The following is a 20221-nucleotide window of genomic DNA, read 5'->3' as shown; positions in this document are numbered from 1 at the left end:
ACCCGCTGACAGCGGTTTCAAGAACTAGCGGTTTTCGCCGCGAGCACTACATTCTACAATGTGAATGAAAGCGATACCATCAGATATTTGAAAAGGCCGAAGAGGCACGGAATCGTTTCTGGAGAAGCGAAGCGCTCGGCTGAAAGCTTTTCGCAGAAAAGCTAGCTTCGGAAGCATATGCTGTCCCCTGATTTCAACCGCTGAAGCGGTCAAATGATCAAGAAATCAGGGGACAACAGCGATCGGAAGAACGATCCGTGACCGTAGGCACTATTTTTCAACGATCTGATATCTCATGGCTCAATCATTAAAAGGGAGGAATACAGAGTGAGGAAACAAGTACAACTAAGAAAGAAGCTGCCAGCATCTCTACTGGCCTTTGCAATGGTGGGCGGTCTGCTGGCAGGCTGTTCCGGCAACAACCAGCCGAATACGACGACACCTGCAGGTGAAGGGGAAGGAACAGGGGCGCGTCCCGTCATTACGGTAGCCGTGCAAGCCAATCCGAACGTGGAAGATTATAAAACCAATCATTATACAAAGCTCGTTGAGGAAGCGATGGACGTCGAGCTGGAGTTTCTGGAGCTGCCGAGTCAAGTGGAGGAGGCATTAACGAAGCTCTCCTTGATGGTATCCTCCGGGGCAGAACTGCCGGATGTCATCAACATCTATTTAAATGAATCGACGGTGTATGATTACGCGTCCAAGGGCGTGTTCATCCCACAAGATGAGTATTTGAACAACCCGGAGCTTGCAGCCAATTTCAATAACATTCCGGATAAGGATTTTGTCTACAACGCCATGAAACTACCGGACGGCAAGGTCTATGCGCTGCCTCGTTATGCGCCGAACGAATGGAACGAAGGCTCCAACCGGGCCTGGATCAACGGCGAGTGGCTGGAGAAACTGGGATTGGACGTCCCGCAGACGACGGATGAGCTGTACGAGACACTGAAGGCTTTTGTAGAACAGGATCCAAACGAGAACGGCAGACGGGATGAGGTCGGCCTGGTGGGCTCGCTGAATGGCTGGTCGCAAAATCCGCGTGTCTATCTGATGAACGCATTTATCTACGCGGATCCGGGCAAGAGCTACATGAATGTGAAGGACGGCGAGGTGTATCCTGCCTTCACCCAGCCGGAATGGAAGGAAGGGCTGGAGTACATGAACAAGCTGGTCAAAGAAGGGCTGTTCTCCTCCCAATCCTTCACGCAGGATGAGACGCAGCTGAAGGCACTCATCAACGTGCCAGGCGGTATGGCCGGCATGGTAACAGCAGGCAGCTATAGCACATTTGGACCGGAGCTGGACAGCAAGATGACGCTGCTGCCTCCTGTCACGGGGCCTTCTGGACTGGCAGCGACGCCGTATAGCCCATCCCTGCCAACCCAGCTGTGGTTTATTACCAAAGACGCGAAGGATCCGGAGCTAGCCTTCAAGGTTGGCGATTTCATGCTGGACCCGGAGATGTCGCTGGCAAGTCGTTACGGGGAAAAAGATGTGGATTGGAGCGATGACCCGGCTGTCACGGCGGACTATCTGGGTCCTTTTGAAGAATCGCAAGGATTGGCTGCCGCCGTGGCTGAGCTGAATCCTTCGCTGTGGAACAATCCGCAGAATAAGCACTGGAATGATGCCAACCCGGCCTACCGTCCGCTGGAGATTAGCCGCACGGCCTCCAACCTCAAGAAAGGCGAGGACCATACGGTGCCGAACTGGCGTCCCGCATACATGGAGGGATATGTTCCAACCTTCCCTGAGGAAGTCATAGTCAAGCTGAACTACACGCCGGAAGAGCTGCGCAACATTGCCAACAGCAAAACGGCTATTGATAACTATGTCAATGAGAGCGCGGTTGCGTTCATTACCGGTAACCGTCCACTTACGCAATGGGATGATTATCTGGCTGAGCTGAACAAAATGGGGCTGGATCAATACCTGGAGGTTATCCAGGCTGCATACGAGCGTTCGGAATAACAAGACGGTTCGGACCGATCCGGGCAGGCGCGCTTAGCGCCTGTCTCCGGATTGTGCAACCGGACCAGAACGGAGACCAGTTTATGCGAGCAAACAAAACGTTAAACCACCCGAAGAGAGAATTTCTCCCGAGCTGGCAGCTCTACTTGTTTCTGCTCCCCGCTACCATATACATTATTATTTTCGCTTATGTACCGATGGCCGGGGTTCAGATTGCATTCAAAAACTACAACTTTAATCTCGGTATCTGGGGCAGTGAGTGGATCGGGCTGGAAAACTTTCGGCGCTTCTTCGAATCCTATCAGTTCGAGACGATTATCTGGAATACGATCAGTCTGTCGCTGTACAGTTTGCTGATTTCGTTTCCGCTGCCTATTATTTTCGCCTTGGTGCTAAATTCCTTTACGGGCCTCAAATTCAAGAAAATTGTCCAGTCCGTTTCGTATATGCCCCATTTCATCTCGACGGTCGTTATCGTCGGTATGCTGGTGCAGATCTTTAACCCGCGGACGGGCGCCTTCGGGGCACTGTATACGTTCTTCACAGGTGACATGCTGCCGGATGCATTCGCCAACCCTGGAGCCTTCCAGCATCTGTACGTCTGGTCTGGCATCTGGCAGGGTATCGGCTGGAGCAGCATCATCTATATTGCCGCCTTGTCCTCTGTCGACGAGCATTTGCACGAAGCGGCTCAGATCGATGGTGCGTCGCGGCTGCAGCGGGTACGACACATCGATTTTCCTTCCATTCTGCCCACGGCGACGATCATGCTGATTCTTGCGGTAGGCAACGTCATGGAGGTTGGCTTCGAGAAGGTGTTCCTGATGCAGAACGAGCTGAATATCTCCCGCAGTGAGGTTATATCCACCTATGTGTACAAGGTAGGCCTCACGATCGGTACAGGGGATTTTTCATTCGCTACCGCTATTGGCCTCTTCAACTCTGTCATTAACTTCGCGTTGCTGGTTATGGTGAACTATGCCGCCAGGAAATTCAGCAACACCAGCTTGTGGTAGGAAGGAATGTGAATTATGGCAAAGACCCAAGCGCAGATGGGCGCTTACAAGGAGAAGAAAAAGAAGTTCTCTACCCATCCGGCTTCAGATCGGGCGTATTACATCATTTCAGGCTTTTGTCTGACGTTTGTTCTCATTGCGGTTTCCTATCCGCTGTTGTATGTGTTGTCGGCTTCGTTCTCCTCCGGTAACGCCGTCTCCTCCGGCCAGGTGCTGCTGTGGCCCGTTGATTTCAGTCTGGAGGGGTATGAGGCGGTATTCAAAAACAAGGATATCCTGCGAGCGTACGGTAACACCTTCCTGTATACGATACTGGGGACTGCGCTCAACGTGTGTGTCGTGATGACCTGTGCCTACGGTCTCTCCAGACCTGGGCTCAAGGGGCGCGGGTTGTTCATGATGCTCTTTACGTTCACGATGTTCTTCAGCGGTGGTCTGATTCCGTTCTATATTCTGATGAAGGATCTCCAACTACTGAACACAATGTGGGCCATGGTCATTCCAGGTGCCTTATCCGTGTACAACATGATTATTGCGCGGACGTTTATCCAATCCTCGATTCCGAAGGAGCTGGTGGAGGCCACCAGTATCGACGGCTGCAGTGACGTTCGTTTCTTTTTCTCCTTCGTGCTGCCGCTCTCCAAGGCGGTCATCGCCGTTATTACGCTGTTTTCGGCAGTCGGTCACTGGAACGCGTATTTCAACGCCTTGATGTTCCTTAACGATCGTTCGCTCTACCCGCTGCAGATCATTTTGCGCGAGATTCTCATTATGAATCAGGTGGATGTCAGCATGATCATGGATCCTGAGCTGCAAATTGCAAATGCCCATGCGGCGGCGGTGCTCAAATACTCCTTGATCGTTGTGGCGACCATTCCAATCCTGTGCGTGTATCCGTTTATTCAGAAATATTTTGTTAAAGGTGTCATGATCGGTTCGCTGAAAGGCTGACCGCATAACGAAACCGGGAGGTTGTGTATATTGTACGTACGCTACCGTAAGCTCACGCTGTCACTGCTGGCCCTTCTGCTTGTTTTGTCTTCGGTATGGATTCCTGGTGGCAACAGGGGGAAGGCTGCCAATGCTGCCAGCACCACCAACGCCGCATCCGTCCAGGTGGCCGTGTCCCAGGCAGGCTACAGCAAGGAGGACATGAAGCTGGGCTCTGTCGTGTCCCCACGCTTGCTGCCCGAGCTGGCGTTTTCGATTGTGCCGGATGGCGGAAGTGCTGTGTTCAACGGGACCTTGCAGTACGAAGGATTCGTGTGGGGCGAGCATGTGTATACGGCTGATTTTACCGTCCTTCAGCAGACTGGAGCCGCCTTGCGGCTGCATGCGGGAGGGGCACAGTCGCCGTTATTCCTCATTGAAGACAACATCTGGCTGCGCTACAGGGATGAAATGACAGCCTTCTACCGCAGCTTGCGGGCGAGTGTCGACACGATCGATGTGCTGCCGACCGGCTACACGGACACCCCGTTGTCGCCAAAGGCGTACCATCAAGCCGGACATCTGGATGATGCCTGGGACAAGAACGATGTCTTCGCCACCTATGACATCACGCTCTTGGATGGCACCCGGCCCGCCCCCGGCTTGCATTACGATCTGACAGGCGGCCATTACGATGCGGGTGACTACGGCAAGTACGCTGGCAACCAATGGGTGGGCGGCCAGCTGGCGCTATCTTACCTGCGGTTTGTCGAGTCCGATACCGTGCAATTTGACTATGACCATAACGGCGTCCCGGATATTCTGGACGAGGTGCGTGTGGCGACGGAGTATGTGCTGAAGTTCACGGACCAGTTCGATGGCGCCGTGTTCGATATTCCGGAGAAAGGCGGCTTCCGGCACCCGGAGCTGCTGACGGATAATATCCCGCTGTCTCCTGTGGGCAATCCGGATGACCGTACGGTTGGACGGCTCGGCATCGGAGGCTCCTTCAAAGCTGCAGGCGTGATGGCTTCGGCGGCACGCGCTTACGAGGCTTGGCTGGATGAGTATGCTATAACGGATGCGGATGCAGAGGCTTTTAGGACAAGAGCTGCAGCCGGAGCCGTCAAAACCTACGAATATGCCTACATTAACCGGGAAAAGTCGCAAGGCAGCTATCATACGAACCTCGATATCACCAACGCGATGCTGTGGGCAGAGGTCGAGCTCTACCTGCTGACCGGAGATTCGCTCTACTATGATCGGGCGGTGCAGCGAGTGGCGCTGCTGGAGGAGGGGGACATCAGCTCCACCAATTATTGGAGTATGCGGCCGATGGCCATGGTCGAGCTCTATCCTGTGGCGGATGCGGTCACACAAGCGCGCATTCAGGAGCTGCTGAAGTCCCGCGTCGATTATTTCATGTCGGTGGCCGAGGACACACCTTATGGTGTGCTGAATGAATTCAGCAATTTCGGGGTGAACGAGCCTCATGTCTCGTATGTAGGCGACCTGGTCCGCTATTACGAGCTGTTCGGCGACCCGGAGGTGCTCAGCGCCGCCAAGAAAGGGCTGTACTGGGTATTCGGCAACAATCCTTGGAGCACCAGCTGGGTATCCGGCGTAGGGGAGAACCATGTCCGCTATCTGCACACACGGTTCGATACGGAAATCCGTAATCCCAATAATCCAGGCATCATCATTCCTGGTGCGATGGTGAGTGGACCGAATGTGAAGGATCCGACCCTTCCCAATAGCGTAACAAGTCCATGGTATCAGGATCGGACGATGCTGATAGATGACGTCCATCAATGGCGCTACAACGAGTTCAGCATTAGTATTCAGGCAGGCCTGTTCTACTCCATTATAGCGCTTGGCGCGCTGGATGAGCCTTCCGTACCTGCTGGAAGCGACGATGCCCTAACGATCCTGAGCCCGCAGATCGGTGATCTCGTCACCGGCGAGGTGCAGGTCATTGCAGCAGCATCTCCAGGTGTAACAAATGTGCAACTGGGCAACACGGCGATGACGCAGACCGGCGAGGTCTGGAAGGGGGCGGTGGATACTAGCGCTTCCCGGCCCTATGCCAATGGGCGGTTGAGGGCGAAAGGAACGGAGGGTAGTGGAGGCGTGGTGTCTGCAAATGCCCATTACACCGTGGCTCCGCCACTGCCGAGTCCCGAGGCTCCATTGTTATTCGATAACTTCGAAGGCGGAGGAATCTGGGGCAGCCAGAATCTGGCGTGGATGAACTGGTGGACTCAGGGGTCTCAACCGGCCAACACGACAGACGGCAGCTATGTCCGGGGAATCGAGGACGGCGTTTCAGTCGGCATCTTCACGCATGAGCCGTCTTCGCCACAGGCGCAGGCCAAGTTCCAGCCTTGGCATTACAAGGCCGACCTGTCGGGTTACCAGTATCTCTATGTCACATTCAAAAACTCCGGCCGCCATCCGGGCCTGCAATTCAAGGCTCAGATTAACGCGCGGGACGTGAACGGCGGTCTGATGACCGCGCCCGATGAGTGGACGACACTTCGGATTGATCTGGATCAGATGGCGAACCTGAACAAAAGCGCGATTGAGCTGACGTTCTGGCTACGCGGAGGTACACAGGCGGGTGATGTGTGGATCGACAACATCTATGCCGGCAACGAGACCTCTGGCAGTGCGCCGGCCTTGTCCGATACAGAGGTTCATGCATTAACTGGAGATGAGGAGACAACCTTTCATTATTCCGTCGTGTACACGGATGCGGACAATGATCTGCCTCATGATGTACAGCTCATTGTGGACGGCGTGGTGCATTCGATGGTTGAAGCAGACGTAACGGATCGCGATGTGACGGATGGCAAACGCTATATTCTCTCCTTGAGCCATGTTCGCGGCCCGCACCAGTTCTACGTCCGGACGACGGACACCCATACGGCTGCTGTACAAACGGCGGTGCAGCCGGGGCCGACGGTGACCTCCGTCTCTACACCATCGGGCATCCCAGGGGCACCACTAAATCTGCACGTGGTATCATTCACAGACGCTTCAGCAGTGCTGGAATGGACACCGCCGTTGGATGACCGCGGGCTGACGGGATACGGGGTGTACCAGGACAGTGTGCTTGTCGGAACGGCGGGTTCGGGAGCAGTCAGCTATGAAGTAACCGGCCTGCAGCAGCAGACCAACTATGCATTCCATATTACTGCGCTTGGAGGAACGGGACAGGAATCACCGCCAAGCCATACCGTATCTGTGACGACACCGGAGAAAGTGCTGGCGCCCGTTCGATTCCCCGGGCAATATGCCCTAGGCGCCAATGAGCGCAAAACGGCATCCGATTGGCCGGGCAGCGCCCAGCAGACGCCGCTGGGCTGGGGCAAGATCTGGCAAAGCGCGCAGCCGATGCGCTGGTCGGTTCATTTCCCGGAAGCGGGAGACTATTCGTTTGCCTTGCGCGCCTATGGAGATGGTCCCGCCGTCTCGTTGCGGGTGCGCGTGGACGGACAGATCGTGCCGGATACCGAATGGACACTGACGGGCGCTTGGCAGAGCTATGAAGGCAGCTTGAGTATCGCGACACCGGGCCTGCATACGGTAGAAATCGTCAACACCAGCTCGGCCGCGAACAATAGTGTCAATGTGGCCCATCTGGATATTACAGGCGCTGCGCCAGCTGCTTTTACCTTGGCTTCACCAACCAATAATACTGTGTTAGCAGGTACCTCTGTCACGCTGAACTGGACCCAGACGATTGCCAACCGGACGTTCGCGCCGAGTGGAGCGGATACCTATACGGTTGAGATTGCGGATGATGCTAACTTCACCGATCCGCTGGTGCAGACAACGGTCACAGGTACCACCTATGAGTTGGCAGAGCTGGAGCCGGGCACGCTGTATTACTGGCGGGTCACCGCTCGGAATGCCAATGGCTCCACAGTGAGCAGTACGTTCCAGTTTACGTCGGGAGCGACGGAGTGAAGAAGGAAGTTTTGAAGATGAACATGAATGCAAGTCAAACGGTTTCCAAGCTATACACCTATATGGACGAGATGGAAGTGCCTGTGGATTTTGTACCGACCGGGGAGAGTAAAGAGGCCTACCTTCAATTGATGGAGGCCTCCCTCGCGGGGTACGCCTTGGAACGCGCGGACTCGAATTGGGGAAGGGATAGAGAAGGGAAGCCCAAGGATATGCAGGCCTTCTCTCGTATCGTGTGTGTGCTGGGCGGACTCATAAGTGCTGGCTGGCGGGTGGAGCTGCAGCCGTTGTGGGAGCACATGATGGAGGCGGCTTGTCGTCAGTTGCCCCGGATGACTGGGGACCAGATGGCGGATTTTGCCACCAAGGAGCTGCTGCTGGCCTACAAGGCGATGAGGCCCCACGTTACAGTGGCGCAGCAGCAAGATTGGGCGGCTCTACTCTCCGGTATCGATCCCGAGGTTAATTATGTCCATACGCGGGATGCCGTCTCCGATCCTAGCCGGTTGCATAATATTAACCTGTACAATATGGCCGGTGAGTATTTGCGAGAGACAGAGGGCATGACTGAGGCGTCTTCCTATCTGAATGCCCACTGGCCGATTCAGGTTGGCAAATTCGACGAAAACGGTATGTACCGCGATCCCGGCTGCCCGCTGCTCTACGATCTGGCCTCCCGCTGCCATATTCAGCTGATGCTGGCTTATGGTTATCAGGGGCCATATGTGGAAGAGTTGGATCGTCATCTGGAGTCCGGGGGCATGATGACATTGTTCTTGCAGTCAGCGGCCGGGCATATCCCCTTCGGCGGACGCAGCAGCCAGTTTCAATTCAATGAAGCGCTAGCCGCTGCGTGCGCGGAGTATGAGGCAGCCCGTCATCAGCGTGCGGGCCGGGCCAAGCTGGCGGGCGCGTTCAAGCGGAGCGCGAGACTGTCGGTTCGGGCGGTGCGCTGCTGGGTGTTGGATATGGCGCCGCCGCGTCATGTCAAAAACGGCTACAGAATTGATTCCGGCTATGGGACCGAGCCGTATGCCTACTATGACAAGTATATGGTGACGCTCGGCAGCTTTGCCTATATGGCTTATCTGTTTGCCGATGACGGCATTCCCGAGCAACCCTGTCCTGCGGAGGTCGGCGGCTATGTGCTGGCCACCTCGCCAGCGTTTCACCAGCTCGTCGCTGCAGCTGGCGGACAGTCTATCCAACTGGATCTCGCCGCTAATGGTGGGTATGATGCGACGGGGGTGGGACGCTACCACCGCAATGGGATACCTGCTGAGTTGGGACTGTCCTCGCCGCTAAGTGGGAATCCCGGATACTTGTTGCCGGAAGGCGTCTCTGCGCGAGCCGTGGCCATTGGTCCAGGCTGGGAATGGGCAGATGGGACATTCGCCTATCTTGCGGAGATGGGCACGGGGCTGGAGCACCGGGTCACGGTACAGGAAGAAGAGGCGGATCGCGTAGCATTCACGGTTGTCTATTCGGGAGGCGATATGCCGGAAGGCCTTGCCTTGCGGGAGACCTATACGCTGTCGCTGGATGGACTGGATATCCAGGCTGGTTTGGAGTTAGATGGAATGCGTGCGCATGGCGACTCGGCAGGCGAGGTGCTGGCGTTAGACGGAGGGTCTGCATATGGCGGCACGGTAAGCGAGATACTGGCGGCCGGCGCGGGTTCAGAGCTAGGTGGCTCTAAGGTGGAAGCATGGGGGACCGACGAAGTGCCGGTGCCTCGCGAGATGATGCGTGCGCAGCCGACGACAGGGATGATCCGCTACAGGGTGCCGCTCTTCTGCAGCAACGGTGCAGAGGAGAGCGGCATGACGATCAAGCGGATCGGAGATGTGGTGCAGCTAACCGTGATGCTGGGTGCTTCTCGCTACAGCCTGTTAACGCAGAGTCATCTGGAGCTGGAGGAGGGGCGCTGGGGCAATCGGAATGGGGAATACCGCCTCGCCAGCATCCGCCCGTCCGCCCCGGTTCTTCGCCTCACATTAAAGTTGTGGCGAGCGGAATAGTCATTTACAGGCCCGGATCTGCTCCAGCAGCTCCGGGCCTTGCTATGCCTTATTTCGCCCAAACCCACCAAATTACGAAAGCTAACGAAACTACATAACCTTATTTGCTCCAAAACCTTCAAAACATGCGACGTGAGGCCCCAATAAGACGCTGTAGTTTCGTTAGGATGCTGCAAGTTCCTTTTTGTGCGATATAGCGTTACCCAGTTTCGTTAGCGTGTCGGCCCAGCGGTAGCGTAGGGTGTAAGTTGTACTACTTGTAGGGTTCGGCGAGTGTAGTCTCATCAGAGCATGACGTGCAATGGAAGCGGTGATAAGGGAAATAGGAATATCTGAGACAACACCAAATCTGGTAAGATAGACCATGATAATGGAGGAGGGATTTGTATGGAACAAAAAAAAGTGACCGTTACACCTGAGAATTTCTCTACGCTGCTAATGGAGGGGAACGCCGAAGCCATCTATACCAGATTGAGCAAACAGTTTCAACAAGACATCTCATTGTCCGATTTGAAGACTGTGATTGACCAGTCACTGGCTGGCGTCGAATTAGTGCTTATTAACAAGCTCGTCATTAATGGTGAGGATATGCGAATGTGGACCGATTCCGACCGGAAGATGGCCGTACGCGTCGCTTTTGATACGGATGGCATCATTGTTGGTCTGCATCTACAAGACATGCCACCGGTCAATCCAACCCCACCTCAGTTGACCAACAGGATCTATGCGCTGCCTTTTCAGGAGGAATGGTTCGTATTCTGGGGCGGTGATGATGTGGTAACTAATTATCATGCGGAATACGAGGACCAGCGGCATGCCTACGATTTTATCATTGTGAAGGACGGGTACTCCTATGCAGGCGATCCAACGAAAAATGAGAGCTACTATGCCTTCGGACAACCACTGCTTGCCCCTGCTGACGGCATTGTCGTCTCAGTCATCAACGACATCCCGGATAATGAACCCGTCGGCGTAATGAATGACCAACAGCCAGCAGGTAACGTCGTCGTCATAGACCACGGAGGAGAGTTTAGCTCGCTTGCTCATTTGAAATTAGGCTCGGCTACCGTGAAGGTAGGGGACACAGTTAAGCAAGGCGACATCATTGGCCTGGCCGGCAACTCGGGCAACTCCAGTGAAGCGCATCTCCACTTTCAGGTGTCCAACGGCGCCGACCTGTTTAGCTCCAAATCGCTGGACATCCAGTGGGAGGGCGGGCTGAGACCTGTGCAGAGTGATACGGTTGGCGGGGGAAGTGGGGGACCGACTGTAGATTAGCCGCCGCCCCCACCTCCCCCGCCAGCGCTGCCACCAGCTGCTGCATTGCTTCGTTTGCGGATGTTGTGCACACCAAGAACTACGGCAATGAGCTCGTAATCATCGAGCAGGGGCGATTGGTTGCGAAGACAGAATGCACCGGCTTGCAGCCAGTTGTTAATCTGGTCAAACGAAGCGACGGTCGCCCCGCTGTGGTCATGGATAGTATAGGCGCGCGAGAACCCCGGTGACTCAATGGAGTAGACGCCACGAGTGTCAGTCTCATACTCAAATTTCTTGGTGAAAAACGAAAACCGTATGCGAAGCACGCCGACTATATTACCGTTCGAATCTGACACTTCCCATTTGTTCGAGAAGAATCGGAACTTGCCCGAGTACCGCAGCGCATCGTCAGCGCCATACACCGAGAGACTTGACGTCATCATGCTCTCCAGATCGACACTCCCGATTCGGGCCTCCTCGGCGTTCATAATATCCGTTTGGCCGGAGCTGAAGAAGCGGTCATTGAAATATAACTCCATCGCGTGCAGCCTCCTTTTTTTTGTAAGCTAACACTATATACGACAACTCGGGGGGATACGTTGCATCTTGAGGTATTGTGTCTCAATCTGAGGACGAGACAGCTCTAACTTGACAGGAGACTGTATGAGCGTTACCATAAAACTGATTGATCGATCAAAAATAAAAACGATCATTCAACTCTACTTTGAAAAAGGCGGGATAAAGAGATGAAAAACAAACAATATATGATCGCTGATGCCCGCAGGGAACAGATTATTCATGCTGCAATTGAGGTTCTAACAGAAATCGGATATTTCAGCACCAGCCTGTCCAAAATCGCAAACAAAGCAAATACAAGTACGGGGCTTATCTCGTACCATTTCTCGGGCAAGGAAGATTTGATGAACAACACGTTGCTCTATCTGGTTGAGCTAGAGAAAGATTTTATCATAGAGCGAGTGGAACAGAAATCATCCATTCTGGAAAAATTGATGGCTTTTATAGAAGCCGGGATTGAATACCGCGCGACAAAACGGGGGAACACCACGGCGTTATTGGAAATTGTATTTAATGTCCGTAACCCAGATAATGTACCTTATTTTCGGCAAGAATTGCGACCTGAGGATGAGCTGAGCGTCTTGTTAGAGGAGCTCCTTCGAAAAGGAGTGGAATCCAAGGCGTTTAAAGATGATTTGGATCCGCGAGTGGTTACCATGATGATTAGAGGAGCTGTGTCACTATCCATGTCATTGCCCCTAGACGAGAGTGTGTTGAGCTTCAAGCATTACACGGAACAGGTGACAAAGAATGTTTTAAAAATGATTCACCACTAACCAAACGTGAGTAAAGCAGCCCTATTTTTTTGATTTAAATTTGATTGATCGATCAGGATTTAAAATGCTCATTCAAATTTAAACCAAGGAGGTATTCCATCCAATGTTTCAATACTTTCGCCAACGCAAACGTCGGAAACAATTGAAAAAAGTAAAACCGGGCGATGGACATCTGTTGAAACCATACCGAGTATGGAACCTATTCACGCATTCTTTGTTCCACATTCGAATTACGAATCATCAGAGCGGGATAACCACACCCTACGCGATAAAATCGAAGTATTTTGCAGAAGAGCCTTGTGTCGATTTGTACCGTGAGAACAGGCATGTAGCCTTCTCGAAACTCCCGGCAGCCTTACCCGTAGACAATGGTGTCATTGAAATCACACACGGGTCTAGCGGCATCAATGGTATTCGTTATGTTACAGCTACAGAAGACCATTTTTCCGTATCCCCCGATAAACGTTCCATCCGAGGTTTTCGCATGTGGGTGCATCGCCGATTTCCGACGCTTAGCGCCAGCATTGGTATGCTTGCCGTTGTCATCCTGCTGATCTCCATTGCCTTGGGCTTGCCTCAGCTCCTTGAAACCATCACCATTATTCCCCCGGTCACTGAACGAATCGGTACCTTTGAATCGCCCATCCAGCTGTCTATTTGGAGTAATGTTACCCTCGGTGTTGCCGCTGCAATCGCTGGCATTGAACGAGCCCTCATGCTCAAGAGTCATTGGCTCATCGATATCGAAACCGCGCATTGGGATCAGTAACGCCCTTGAAAAACCTGGAAGCTGCCACTATACTCAAGGTGTCCTACCATTGGTTGAAGGGAGGAGCCTATGAAGCATTACGATGTCAATGAGAAAAAAGAAGAGACTCGCCACACGCCCACAGATGTGCCTTCATTCAATGACGCCACTGACCATCATCGGACGATTATGGGCATGCCCAGCAAGCGCGTCGACTTCAAAACGCTGCCCTGGCCTATACGCTGGTTTGGCTATTTCTTTTACACCATCATGATTGGCGGAAGCCTATTCTTATTGGTATATTTCATTTTTTTTAACTAGTAAATACTAACGAGAATATCTCTCTGTTCGACCCTACTGCGTTCGCGGAGCAAGGCGGAGCGAAAAGCCCGTCACGTAGGGATTCTCATGCCCACAACCAAAAATGTTAATGGTATCGGAATGGCGGATATGGCATGATAGGAGAAAAAGAATCCGTCACATACAGGGGGACCGCCGGGTGAAGAAATGGATTACACATACACTGCTGCTATCGATTGTTCCCGTTATCCTTTTCGGTACCCTAATGTATATGATGGGCGCCCGGATCGTTCAGGAGGAGATTCACCGCTCCTCTATGGAAAGTCTGTCTCAGGTCCGGCATCAAGTCGAAGCCAACATGGTGAATATTGAGCAGATGACCAGTCAGCTGGCGTTGCAATCCAATATTATAGACGTCATGAATGTCCCGAATGGGATTAAGCTGGGAACGGTGCCCAAGGTCAATGAGGTGCGTGATCTTTTACTCCGGATGAAGAATGTGACCGATACGATTCATTCGATATACTTCTATCATATGGGTCAGCAGGTTGTAATCAGTCATGATTTGGTAACGTATACACATGAAGCTCGGGTATTCCGGGATCTATCCTGGCTCGGGCATGTGGAGTCAATGGTGGAGTCCAGCCAATCGCAGATGTGGGTCACGCCCCGACAAATGGTATTCCTGAATGATCATTCGGTTCAGACCTTGTCTCATATCCGGGTGCTGCCGATGCTGTCCAATCATCCGAAGGCGGCTATTGTGGTCAATCTGCTGCCGGACTTCCTCAGCCGGACGATGGCCCGGTTCCCATTGGACTCAAACGGCCAACTGCTGGTGATGAATGCGGAAGGCCAGTTGATTGCTCAGATGCCAGGTGGGTCAAGCGATCGAGGAAGAGACGAATCGTTCCTCCGCGAGATGGCACTCGTCGCTCCTGACAGCTCTGCTTCCCGCCAGGTGGATCGCCACTTCCTGTCCATGGTACAGTCTCCGGATAGCGGCTGGACCTATGCCATCGCCGTTCCATCCAGCGTCCCCCGTCAGCAGGTTGAACGGTTCGGGCAGACGATTATTCTCATCACCGTCGTTCTTTGTCTGTTGTCTGTGTATGCGGGATATTTTACGCATAGTAATTTTCAGCGCAGCATCCGTACCATTCTGGATAGAATCTCCCCTGGAAAGGCTGCGGGTGGAGCGACAACCGGAGGCGACGCGATTACGGAGATCGGCGATCAGGTCAACCGGTTGCTTGAAGAGGTCAAGGAGGGGCAGCACAGGCAGACGATCCATCTGCCCTTGTTGCGTACGCATTATCTGCATGCCCTAATCCATGGGAATGCCCTGGATATCTCCCGGCTGGCGCATGAGGTGGAGAACAGCGAGATTTTCCCCTATGACCGATACGGCGTTCTGCTGGCTCAGATGGACGATTCCACGACTAGCTCCTTCCGCCAAGAACGGGAGCTGTTCTTGTTCGCCGTGTCCAATATCGGGACGGAGCTGAGCAAGCTGCAGCAGCCGGAAGAAGTCCCTTTTCGCATTGAAACGGTCATCACCGATCGCCATACGGTGCTTATCGTCAACTATCCGAGCGGTGAGGAGGCCGAAGGGCTACCAGCCCAGCTGGCTGACCGGCTTCGTTCGGTCGTCAAACAGATCCTGAAGCAGACGATCACAATCGGCGTCGGTACAGGGGTGGCGACGGCTCATGCCCTGGTCTACTCCTACCGGGAGGCGATCCAGGCACTGCATATGAATCTGGCCAATGCCTACGATGAAGTGTTGCCATATGCCAACATGACGCTGGTAGCAGAGCGGCTGGTTCAATATCCTGCTGCTGAGGAGCAGGATCTGTTGCATGCGCTCCGCACGCGGGATGCAGAGGCGGCTGCCGGCAGCCTGCGCGAGTTCCGCTCGAAGCTGGAGATGGATCTTGCGTCGCTGCACATGGCCAAGACCTTTTACCTCCAGCTGTTGGTTGCTGTGATCCGACTGGTGCAGGAGTACGAGGAGGATATCGTCGCCGTGTTCGGCGAGAATCCGTATGAATCCTTCTTCCGCATGGAATCGATTCCGCAGATCGACCAGTGGTTTCGTACCCGTCTGCTATCCACGATTGTGGGCTATATGGATTCCGTGAAGCGGCGCACGACCGATGCCATGATCCGCCAAACTGTGGAGCTGATTCACCAGCGCTATGTATCGGATCTATCGCTACAGACGGTCGCAGAGGAGATGGGGATCAGCGTCTCGTACCTGAGCAAGCTGTTCAAGGAGCAGCTCGGCGAGACGTTCATTGATTATGTGACCCGCATCCGCCTGGAGCATGCGCAGCAGCTGCTGGTGGAGACCGACCTGACCATGCAGCAGATCGCCGATGCCATCGGCTATACGAGTGTGCAGCAGATGTTCCGCGTGTTCAAGAAACGGCTCGGCATGACACCGGGCGAATACCGCGAGAAGTCGGCGGGGTAAGGAGAGAGAGGGGGAGGGAGAGTGGGGGTGGTGCGGCTTAGTGTCGGGCCAAGTCCAGTCTCCCTCTTTGCTGTTACTTGAATGAGCTCGAATGACGCTCTTAAGCTGGGTTAGGTGCAGAATGTTACGTGTAGGAGTCGGGCGGGGGACAGGGGGCCGGGCGACATGCCAAAAGGCAGTTAATCCACCGCCATCCTCCTACGCCGCCCCATCCAACTGCCATATGGCAGTTACTCCACCACGATCCTCCTACGCAACTGGATCGATTCGATCCCAGTATGATTCAAGGAGCATAGATTGTGAATGATTTTATTAATAGAGGTGTTAGGGTGCATATCCAAAACATCGGCAGTATGGATAACACGGCCACTTCTCGATTAATCAGAAATATCTTTTTCACATTTGCTGAATTTGAGAGAGACATGATTGTAGAGCGGACAGAGGAAGGGAAAGATATTGCAAGACAGAAAATTGGCTTCAGAGAGGGGGGGCCACGCAAGTTTTCAAAGTTGCAAATTGATCATGCGATTGACTTACTCGATAAGAATACTATCAAGCAAGTTTCTCGCATGACCCGAATTAGTGAAAGCACGATCAAACGTGAGCTGAAAAAACGAAGACTGCCCTAGATTGAGGTGCCCAATAGTAAGCCATATTAAAGTGGTAAATCTTCAATTTATGCAGTTAGTGAGAGAGATTAAGAACAAGGACATTAGTAGACCAAAATAATGAACAGTGTGTGATTGTTACTTAGCGGAAGTAGTTCGCTTGGTGTTTTTTGTACGTACTACAAGTAGAATTACAACAAGAATAATTAAAAAAACAAGGAAGGCATTAAGAAAATATAGAGGTACATTAAACGTAACATGTTGAGTAAAGACATCCCATGTAAATAACTCATATTTATGAGCAGGTAAGTTCTCACCATAATAACTCAAAAATCGAAATGGTAACCCTAAGGCATATCGGTTGCCATCCATTGCTTCATACTTGGAAAAATATATTGAGATTAATGGTAGTAACAAACACACTGCTAGAATAATCGCTTTTACTGGTAAAGAAATTTTAACTAATTTGTTATTTTTCATAATTTTATCTCACTCCCATAATAAATATTTAAATACAGCAGAAGGAAATTATGCATATTCATTGTAAATATGTTCCTGCTGTGATATCATTGGTTTATTATAACAGAAAGGGTTGATATAAACCATTGAAAATCAGAAAAAAGAATTTTCTCTCTTTCGTCCTAGCCACTATTATACTCTCAGTCTCTTTACAACCTGTAGCTGCACAGACTAACGTTTTAGATGATTCCCAACTGAAAGAAATTGCTCAAAAATACGAAGTAGAAGTTTTCGTTTTAAGCGACAGCGAATTGGAAGAGCTCGAAAAGAATGGACCTCTACCGAGTTTCAACGATTTTGATGAATATGAATCTTTTGTGGCAGAATCAGTAAGTGAGTTAAAGAAGGTTGATACCGTTCAGAAATCTGTTTTAGAAGTACCGCTGAAGACTGATTCAACTATTACTCCTATGTATCAGACATCACACACTTTGAATTGGTGGGCACCATTTGCCGGAGTACTGGGTGGGGTTGCTGCTTGGAAAAATATAGCGATTGTCTATGACTATGAATTTCGCACCAACGGCAACAGTAGACCATATTTCACTGGTGTATCATCAATTTCCTCCTACCTAACTGGTCTGCAAATTGCAGTAACATGGAATCAGACAACTGGTACTAAAACGTATTCTAATACATGCTGGGAGAAAGATACGGCTAACTTTGTTATACAAGGATATTATTTAATCGGAGCTGAAATGTATGGTGTCCCTGTTGGATTTAAAGTGAATGATACTTGGAATCGCTCACTACAATTACAAACATCTGGTCTTGGTTGTTTTTAACATCGAAACATAAATAACTAATAGACGAAAAGTTAGTATCAACTTTGAAGTGTCTCTAAGCACGATTAAAGGTAGAGCCAGCGGAGTAATCCGGCATGGCTCTTTTTCTTCTTGATTTAAGAACGTTTGTTCGTTTTATATGTAAGAACAAATGTTCGAATGGGGGAGCATCATGTTTAGAAAATACGTTGGCAGAACCGGCGAAATCATCTATATGGACCAGAGCGGTAACTTTAGCGAGAGGGTCGTCGATGTCCGCAACGGCAAGAATGGCCGGGCTCATGTCTATTGCCATAAGGCGCAGGCGCCGCGTTTCCTCAATCTGGTCAATATCATTGCTGTCGGACAAATCAAGGAGGGAGCTTAATGGTAGAGAAACTAGAAGGTAATGGCCTGTGGGAATCGAGCCGCATGATACTGCCGGAGCATCGTACAAGGCACAAGGAACAGCGGCGGCTGCTCCAGCGCCGGGATCGCATTAATCTGGATGAGCAAGAACTTGAGCAAATGCAGGAGTGCCTGGCAGAGTCGCTGGAGCACAGGACTGCGCGTATACCATCCGTACGAGAAGCAGATAGTGACAGGCTGTGTCGACCGCGTCCACGTGCAGCGGCAGCGTATACTCATTGATGGCTACTGGATCGACATGCGGGACATTGAGTCTGTGTAACGATGCTGAGTTCGGTAAAGCTGATCGGAGGACTTACTGCTGTTATAGAACTATATAAAGAAAAGTCAACTACACTTACATATAAATTGGAGGTGCTTAAATCTATCCTTCATATAAAAAGAACTAATTCAAAGAGGCTCCTTCCCATTAGAGGGTGAATTTAATCTCTCCTAAGGGGTTCTACAGCTGTCGTGATTAAAGGCAGCTTATTTTCATATGGGTATCTAACTACCTGCTTTTTGTATATTCACTATTATAGTCACAGTCTTCGCTCACATCAGTCTAATCACATTGCTCTGATTACTTATGCGAATAATCAGATATATTGGAATTAATATATAAGTAGAGGAGTTGTTTCCAATGAGAGCGCCACAAGATTTCATTAAGCAGTTAGATCTTCTGTATGAAGCGTATGAGAAAGAGGTAACAGGGAACTTGAAAATTGGAACACTTAAAAATAATACTGCCAAAACCTACCTTACCCATTCTTACAATTTTGTTAGGTGGTGTCGAAATGATTTTATCCCAGGGGACAAAAATAAGTAATTCAGCTACGTTTAGCCGCGGCGGGTGATATGAGATAAACAAGTAATCTTTTGGACTAATTTTACAGTGGAAGACAACAAATTTTAAACGGAGGGCGATCTGTGTGAGTGTATGGGAAGTTCATGGTATTGAGTCGAAAATCAGGGACATTCTTTCCAATGTGGAATACCTTAGTAAGTCTGACCATCATTTTGGTACTCCTTTTCTTACTGCTTATCAAATAGCTATTGAACTCAATGATCGATTCCCAGAGATAGCTTCAGAACTTAGATACCAGGTGGGAGGTCAAGGGACGAACGAAAAAAACTCACTGGCACAGTATCTTGCATTGCAGTTGTCCCGATACATTAAGTCAGGGAAAATACTCGATATTGAAGGGGCGTTTCTCTCGAACAATAATTTGGATGACATTTCCTTTAGTAACAATGCTACAAGATTGGTTTCATCCTTAACAAGATCGCAATATGACCTATCTATGTACCGATTTATCAAGTAAGTGGCCTCTAGAAGGGTCAGTAAATGAAGTGGACAAGGATGGTGTTTCTTAAAACCATCCTTGCCTTATGGAGTGAACTCTGTGGCGAGTTAACTTGCTGGATTTTTTTTCTTCGTATGACATCAGCCTTTAATTCCTTTATGTTCTCTGCAGTTGTTAAACCATAACTCCTAATGGCGAAGTCAGTTACTAACATAAGTTCCTCGTGAGTCCACATCACTACCTTCTTTCGATATTTACCTGCCAAGTCTTGAAGAATCGCTACAAAACCCTATTCAAGGTAACCAACTACAACGATGCCTAAGACATTAACCGTATTGTCCTTGCATTTATATACAAACTGTTGAAGCATCTCATATGCCTTCTTGTCAGTTGGTTTGATTGGTTTCTTCTCGTAACTTTTAGCGATTCCAACAAAAACCGCATCGTCCATACCGAGCATCTGGATGGTAAAGCTGATATCACCGTATTCTTGCCCATGATGTGGATGCAGTTTATGATCCACTTGCCATCCGTCCGCCATATCTCACTAAGTTCAGCGC

Annotated in this window: 18 protein-coding genes; 15 read left to right on the top strand and 3 right to left on the bottom strand. The window is 51.1% G+C overall.

Translation table 11 applies throughout. The features are described 5' to 3' along the window. The first annotated feature begins 327 nt into the window (after positions 1–327). The 6 genes from F556_RS0120775 to F556_RS0120750 all read left to right on the top strand — a co-directional run bounded on the left by F556_RS0120775 (position 328) and on the right by F556_RS0120750 (position 11194). The gene (locus F556_RS0120775) at positions 328–1977 is read left to right on the top strand and encodes an extracellular solute-binding protein (RefSeq protein ID WP_020618923.1); all 1650 of its coding nucleotides are present in this window, start codon (positions 328–330) and stop codon (positions 1975–1977) included. A gap of 83 nt (positions 1978–2060) precedes the next feature. After that, positions 2061–2993 carry an ABC transporter permease gene (locus F556_RS0120770; RefSeq protein WP_020618922.1) on the top strand — a complete coding sequence of 311 codons (933 nt, stop codon included), beginning with the start codon at positions 2061–2063 and terminating at the stop codon, positions 2991–2993. Positions 2994–3008: 15 nt separating this feature from the next. Beyond that, a complete protein-coding gene (locus F556_RS0120765) occupies positions 3009–3944 on the top strand; it encodes a carbohydrate ABC transporter permease (protein WP_020618921.1) in 936 nt (311 codons plus the stop codon). Positions 3945–3974: 30 nt separating this feature from the next. Continuing rightward, positions 3975–7895: a glycoside hydrolase family 9 protein gene (locus tag F556_RS0120760; RefSeq protein WP_020618920.1), complete on the top strand. Its 3921-nt coding sequence runs from the start codon at positions 3975–3977 to the stop codon at positions 7893–7895. Between the two features lie 17 nt (positions 7896–7912). After that, positions 7913–9916 (top strand): hypothetical protein, encoded by a 2004-nt coding sequence (locus F556_RS0120755; protein ID WP_020618919.1) that lies wholly within the window; start codon positions 7913–7915, stop codon positions 9914–9916. Positions 9917–10303: 387 nt separating this feature from the next. Further along, positions 10304–11194 carry a M23 family metallopeptidase gene (locus F556_RS0120750; RefSeq protein ID WP_020618918.1) on the top strand — a complete coding sequence of 297 codons (891 nt, stop codon included), beginning with the start codon at positions 10304–10306 and terminating at the stop codon, positions 11192–11194. Here F556_RS0120750 and F556_RS0120745 read toward each other — a convergent pair. Continuing rightward, positions 11191–11715, bottom strand: coding sequence for a hypothetical protein (locus F556_RS0120745; RefSeq protein ID WP_020618917.1), 525 nt, complete (start codon positions 11713–11715; stop codon positions 11191–11193). The two genes, F556_RS0120750 and F556_RS0120745, sit on opposite strands and share 4 nt — an antisense overlap. 207 nt (positions 11716–11922) lie before the next feature. On the opposite strand from F556_RS0120745, the gene F556_RS0120735 reads away from it, so the two are divergent. From F556_RS0120735 to F556_RS34700, 5 genes are all read left to right on the top strand, one after another. Beyond that, on the top strand, positions 11923–12528 hold the full coding sequence (locus F556_RS0120735; RefSeq protein ID WP_020618916.1) for a TetR/AcrR family transcriptional regulator: 606 nt from the start codon (positions 11923–11925) through the stop codon (positions 12526–12528). 175 nt (positions 12529–12703) lie between these two features. Beyond that, the gene (locus tag F556_RS0120730; protein ID WP_245583107.1) at positions 12704–13297 is read left to right on the top strand and encodes a hypothetical protein; all 594 of its coding nucleotides are present in this window, start codon (positions 12704–12706) and stop codon (positions 13295–13297) included. Between the two features lie 69 nt (positions 13298–13366). After that, positions 13367–13597 carry a hypothetical protein gene (locus F556_RS0120725; RefSeq protein WP_020618914.1) on the top strand — a complete coding sequence of 77 codons (231 nt, stop codon included), beginning with the start codon at positions 13367–13369 and terminating at the stop codon, positions 13595–13597. 178 nt (positions 13598–13775) lie between these two features. After that, positions 13776–16055 (top strand): helix-turn-helix domain-containing protein, encoded by a 2280-nt coding sequence (locus tag F556_RS0120720; protein ID WP_020618913.1) that lies wholly within the window; start codon positions 13776–13778, stop codon positions 16053–16055. 299 nt (positions 16056–16354) lie between these two features. Beyond that, entirely contained in the window at positions 16355–16684 is a 330-nt protein-coding gene (locus F556_RS34700) for a recombinase family protein (RefSeq protein ID WP_020618912.1), read from the top strand. Between the two features lie 117 nt (positions 16685–16801). Here F556_RS34700 and F556_RS37965 read toward each other — a convergent pair whose 3' ends face one another. Further along, the gene (locus tag F556_RS37965; protein ID WP_157272870.1) at positions 16802–17143 is read right to left on the bottom strand and encodes a hypothetical protein; all 342 of its coding nucleotides are present in this window, start codon (positions 17141–17143) and stop codon (positions 16802–16804) included. Positions 17144–17268: 125 nt separating this feature from the next. Here F556_RS37965 and F556_RS0120710 point away from each other — a divergent pair, with 125 nt between their 5' ends. The 4 genes from F556_RS0120710 (at position 17269) to F556_RS0120690 (ending at position 19679) form a co-directional block, all read left to right on the top strand. Further along, complete coding sequence (locus tag F556_RS0120710) at positions 17269–17967, top strand: hypothetical protein (RefSeq protein ID WP_020618911.1); 699 nt, start codon at positions 17269–17271, stop codon at positions 17965–17967. Positions 17968–18139: 172 nt separating this feature from the next. Continuing rightward, a complete protein-coding gene (locus F556_RS0120705; RefSeq protein ID WP_020618910.1) occupies positions 18140–18334 on the top strand; it encodes a hypothetical protein in 195 nt (64 codons plus the stop codon). Beyond that, positions 18334–18597, top strand: coding sequence for a YolD-like family protein (locus tag F556_RS34695; protein WP_245583106.1), 264 nt, complete (start codon positions 18334–18336; stop codon positions 18595–18597). Before F556_RS0120705 ends, F556_RS34695 begins: the two co-directional genes overlap by 1 nt. Before the next feature lie 689 nt (positions 18598–19286). Beyond that, positions 19287–19679, top strand: coding sequence for a hypothetical protein (locus tag F556_RS0120690; protein WP_020618908.1), 393 nt, complete (start codon positions 19287–19289; stop codon positions 19677–19679). A 271-nt stretch (positions 19680–19950) separates the two neighbouring features. On the opposite strand, the gene F556_RS0120680 is transcribed toward F556_RS0120690, so the two are convergent. After that, positions 19951–20202 carry a hypothetical protein gene (locus F556_RS0120680; protein WP_020618906.1) on the bottom strand — a complete coding sequence of 84 codons (252 nt, stop codon included), beginning with the start codon at positions 20200–20202 and terminating at the stop codon, positions 19951–19953. Positions 20203–20221 lie beyond the last annotated feature (19 nt).

Origin of the sequence: Paenibacillus daejeonensis DSM 15491, from assembly GCF_000378385.1 — a bacterium.
Taxonomy (GTDB): Bacteria; Bacillota; Bacilli; order Paenibacillales; family Paenibacillaceae; genus Paenibacillus_D; species Paenibacillus_D daejeonensis.
Note: the sequence above shows the minus strand (reverse complement) of the source record. Positions and strands in the feature narration are given on the sequence as shown.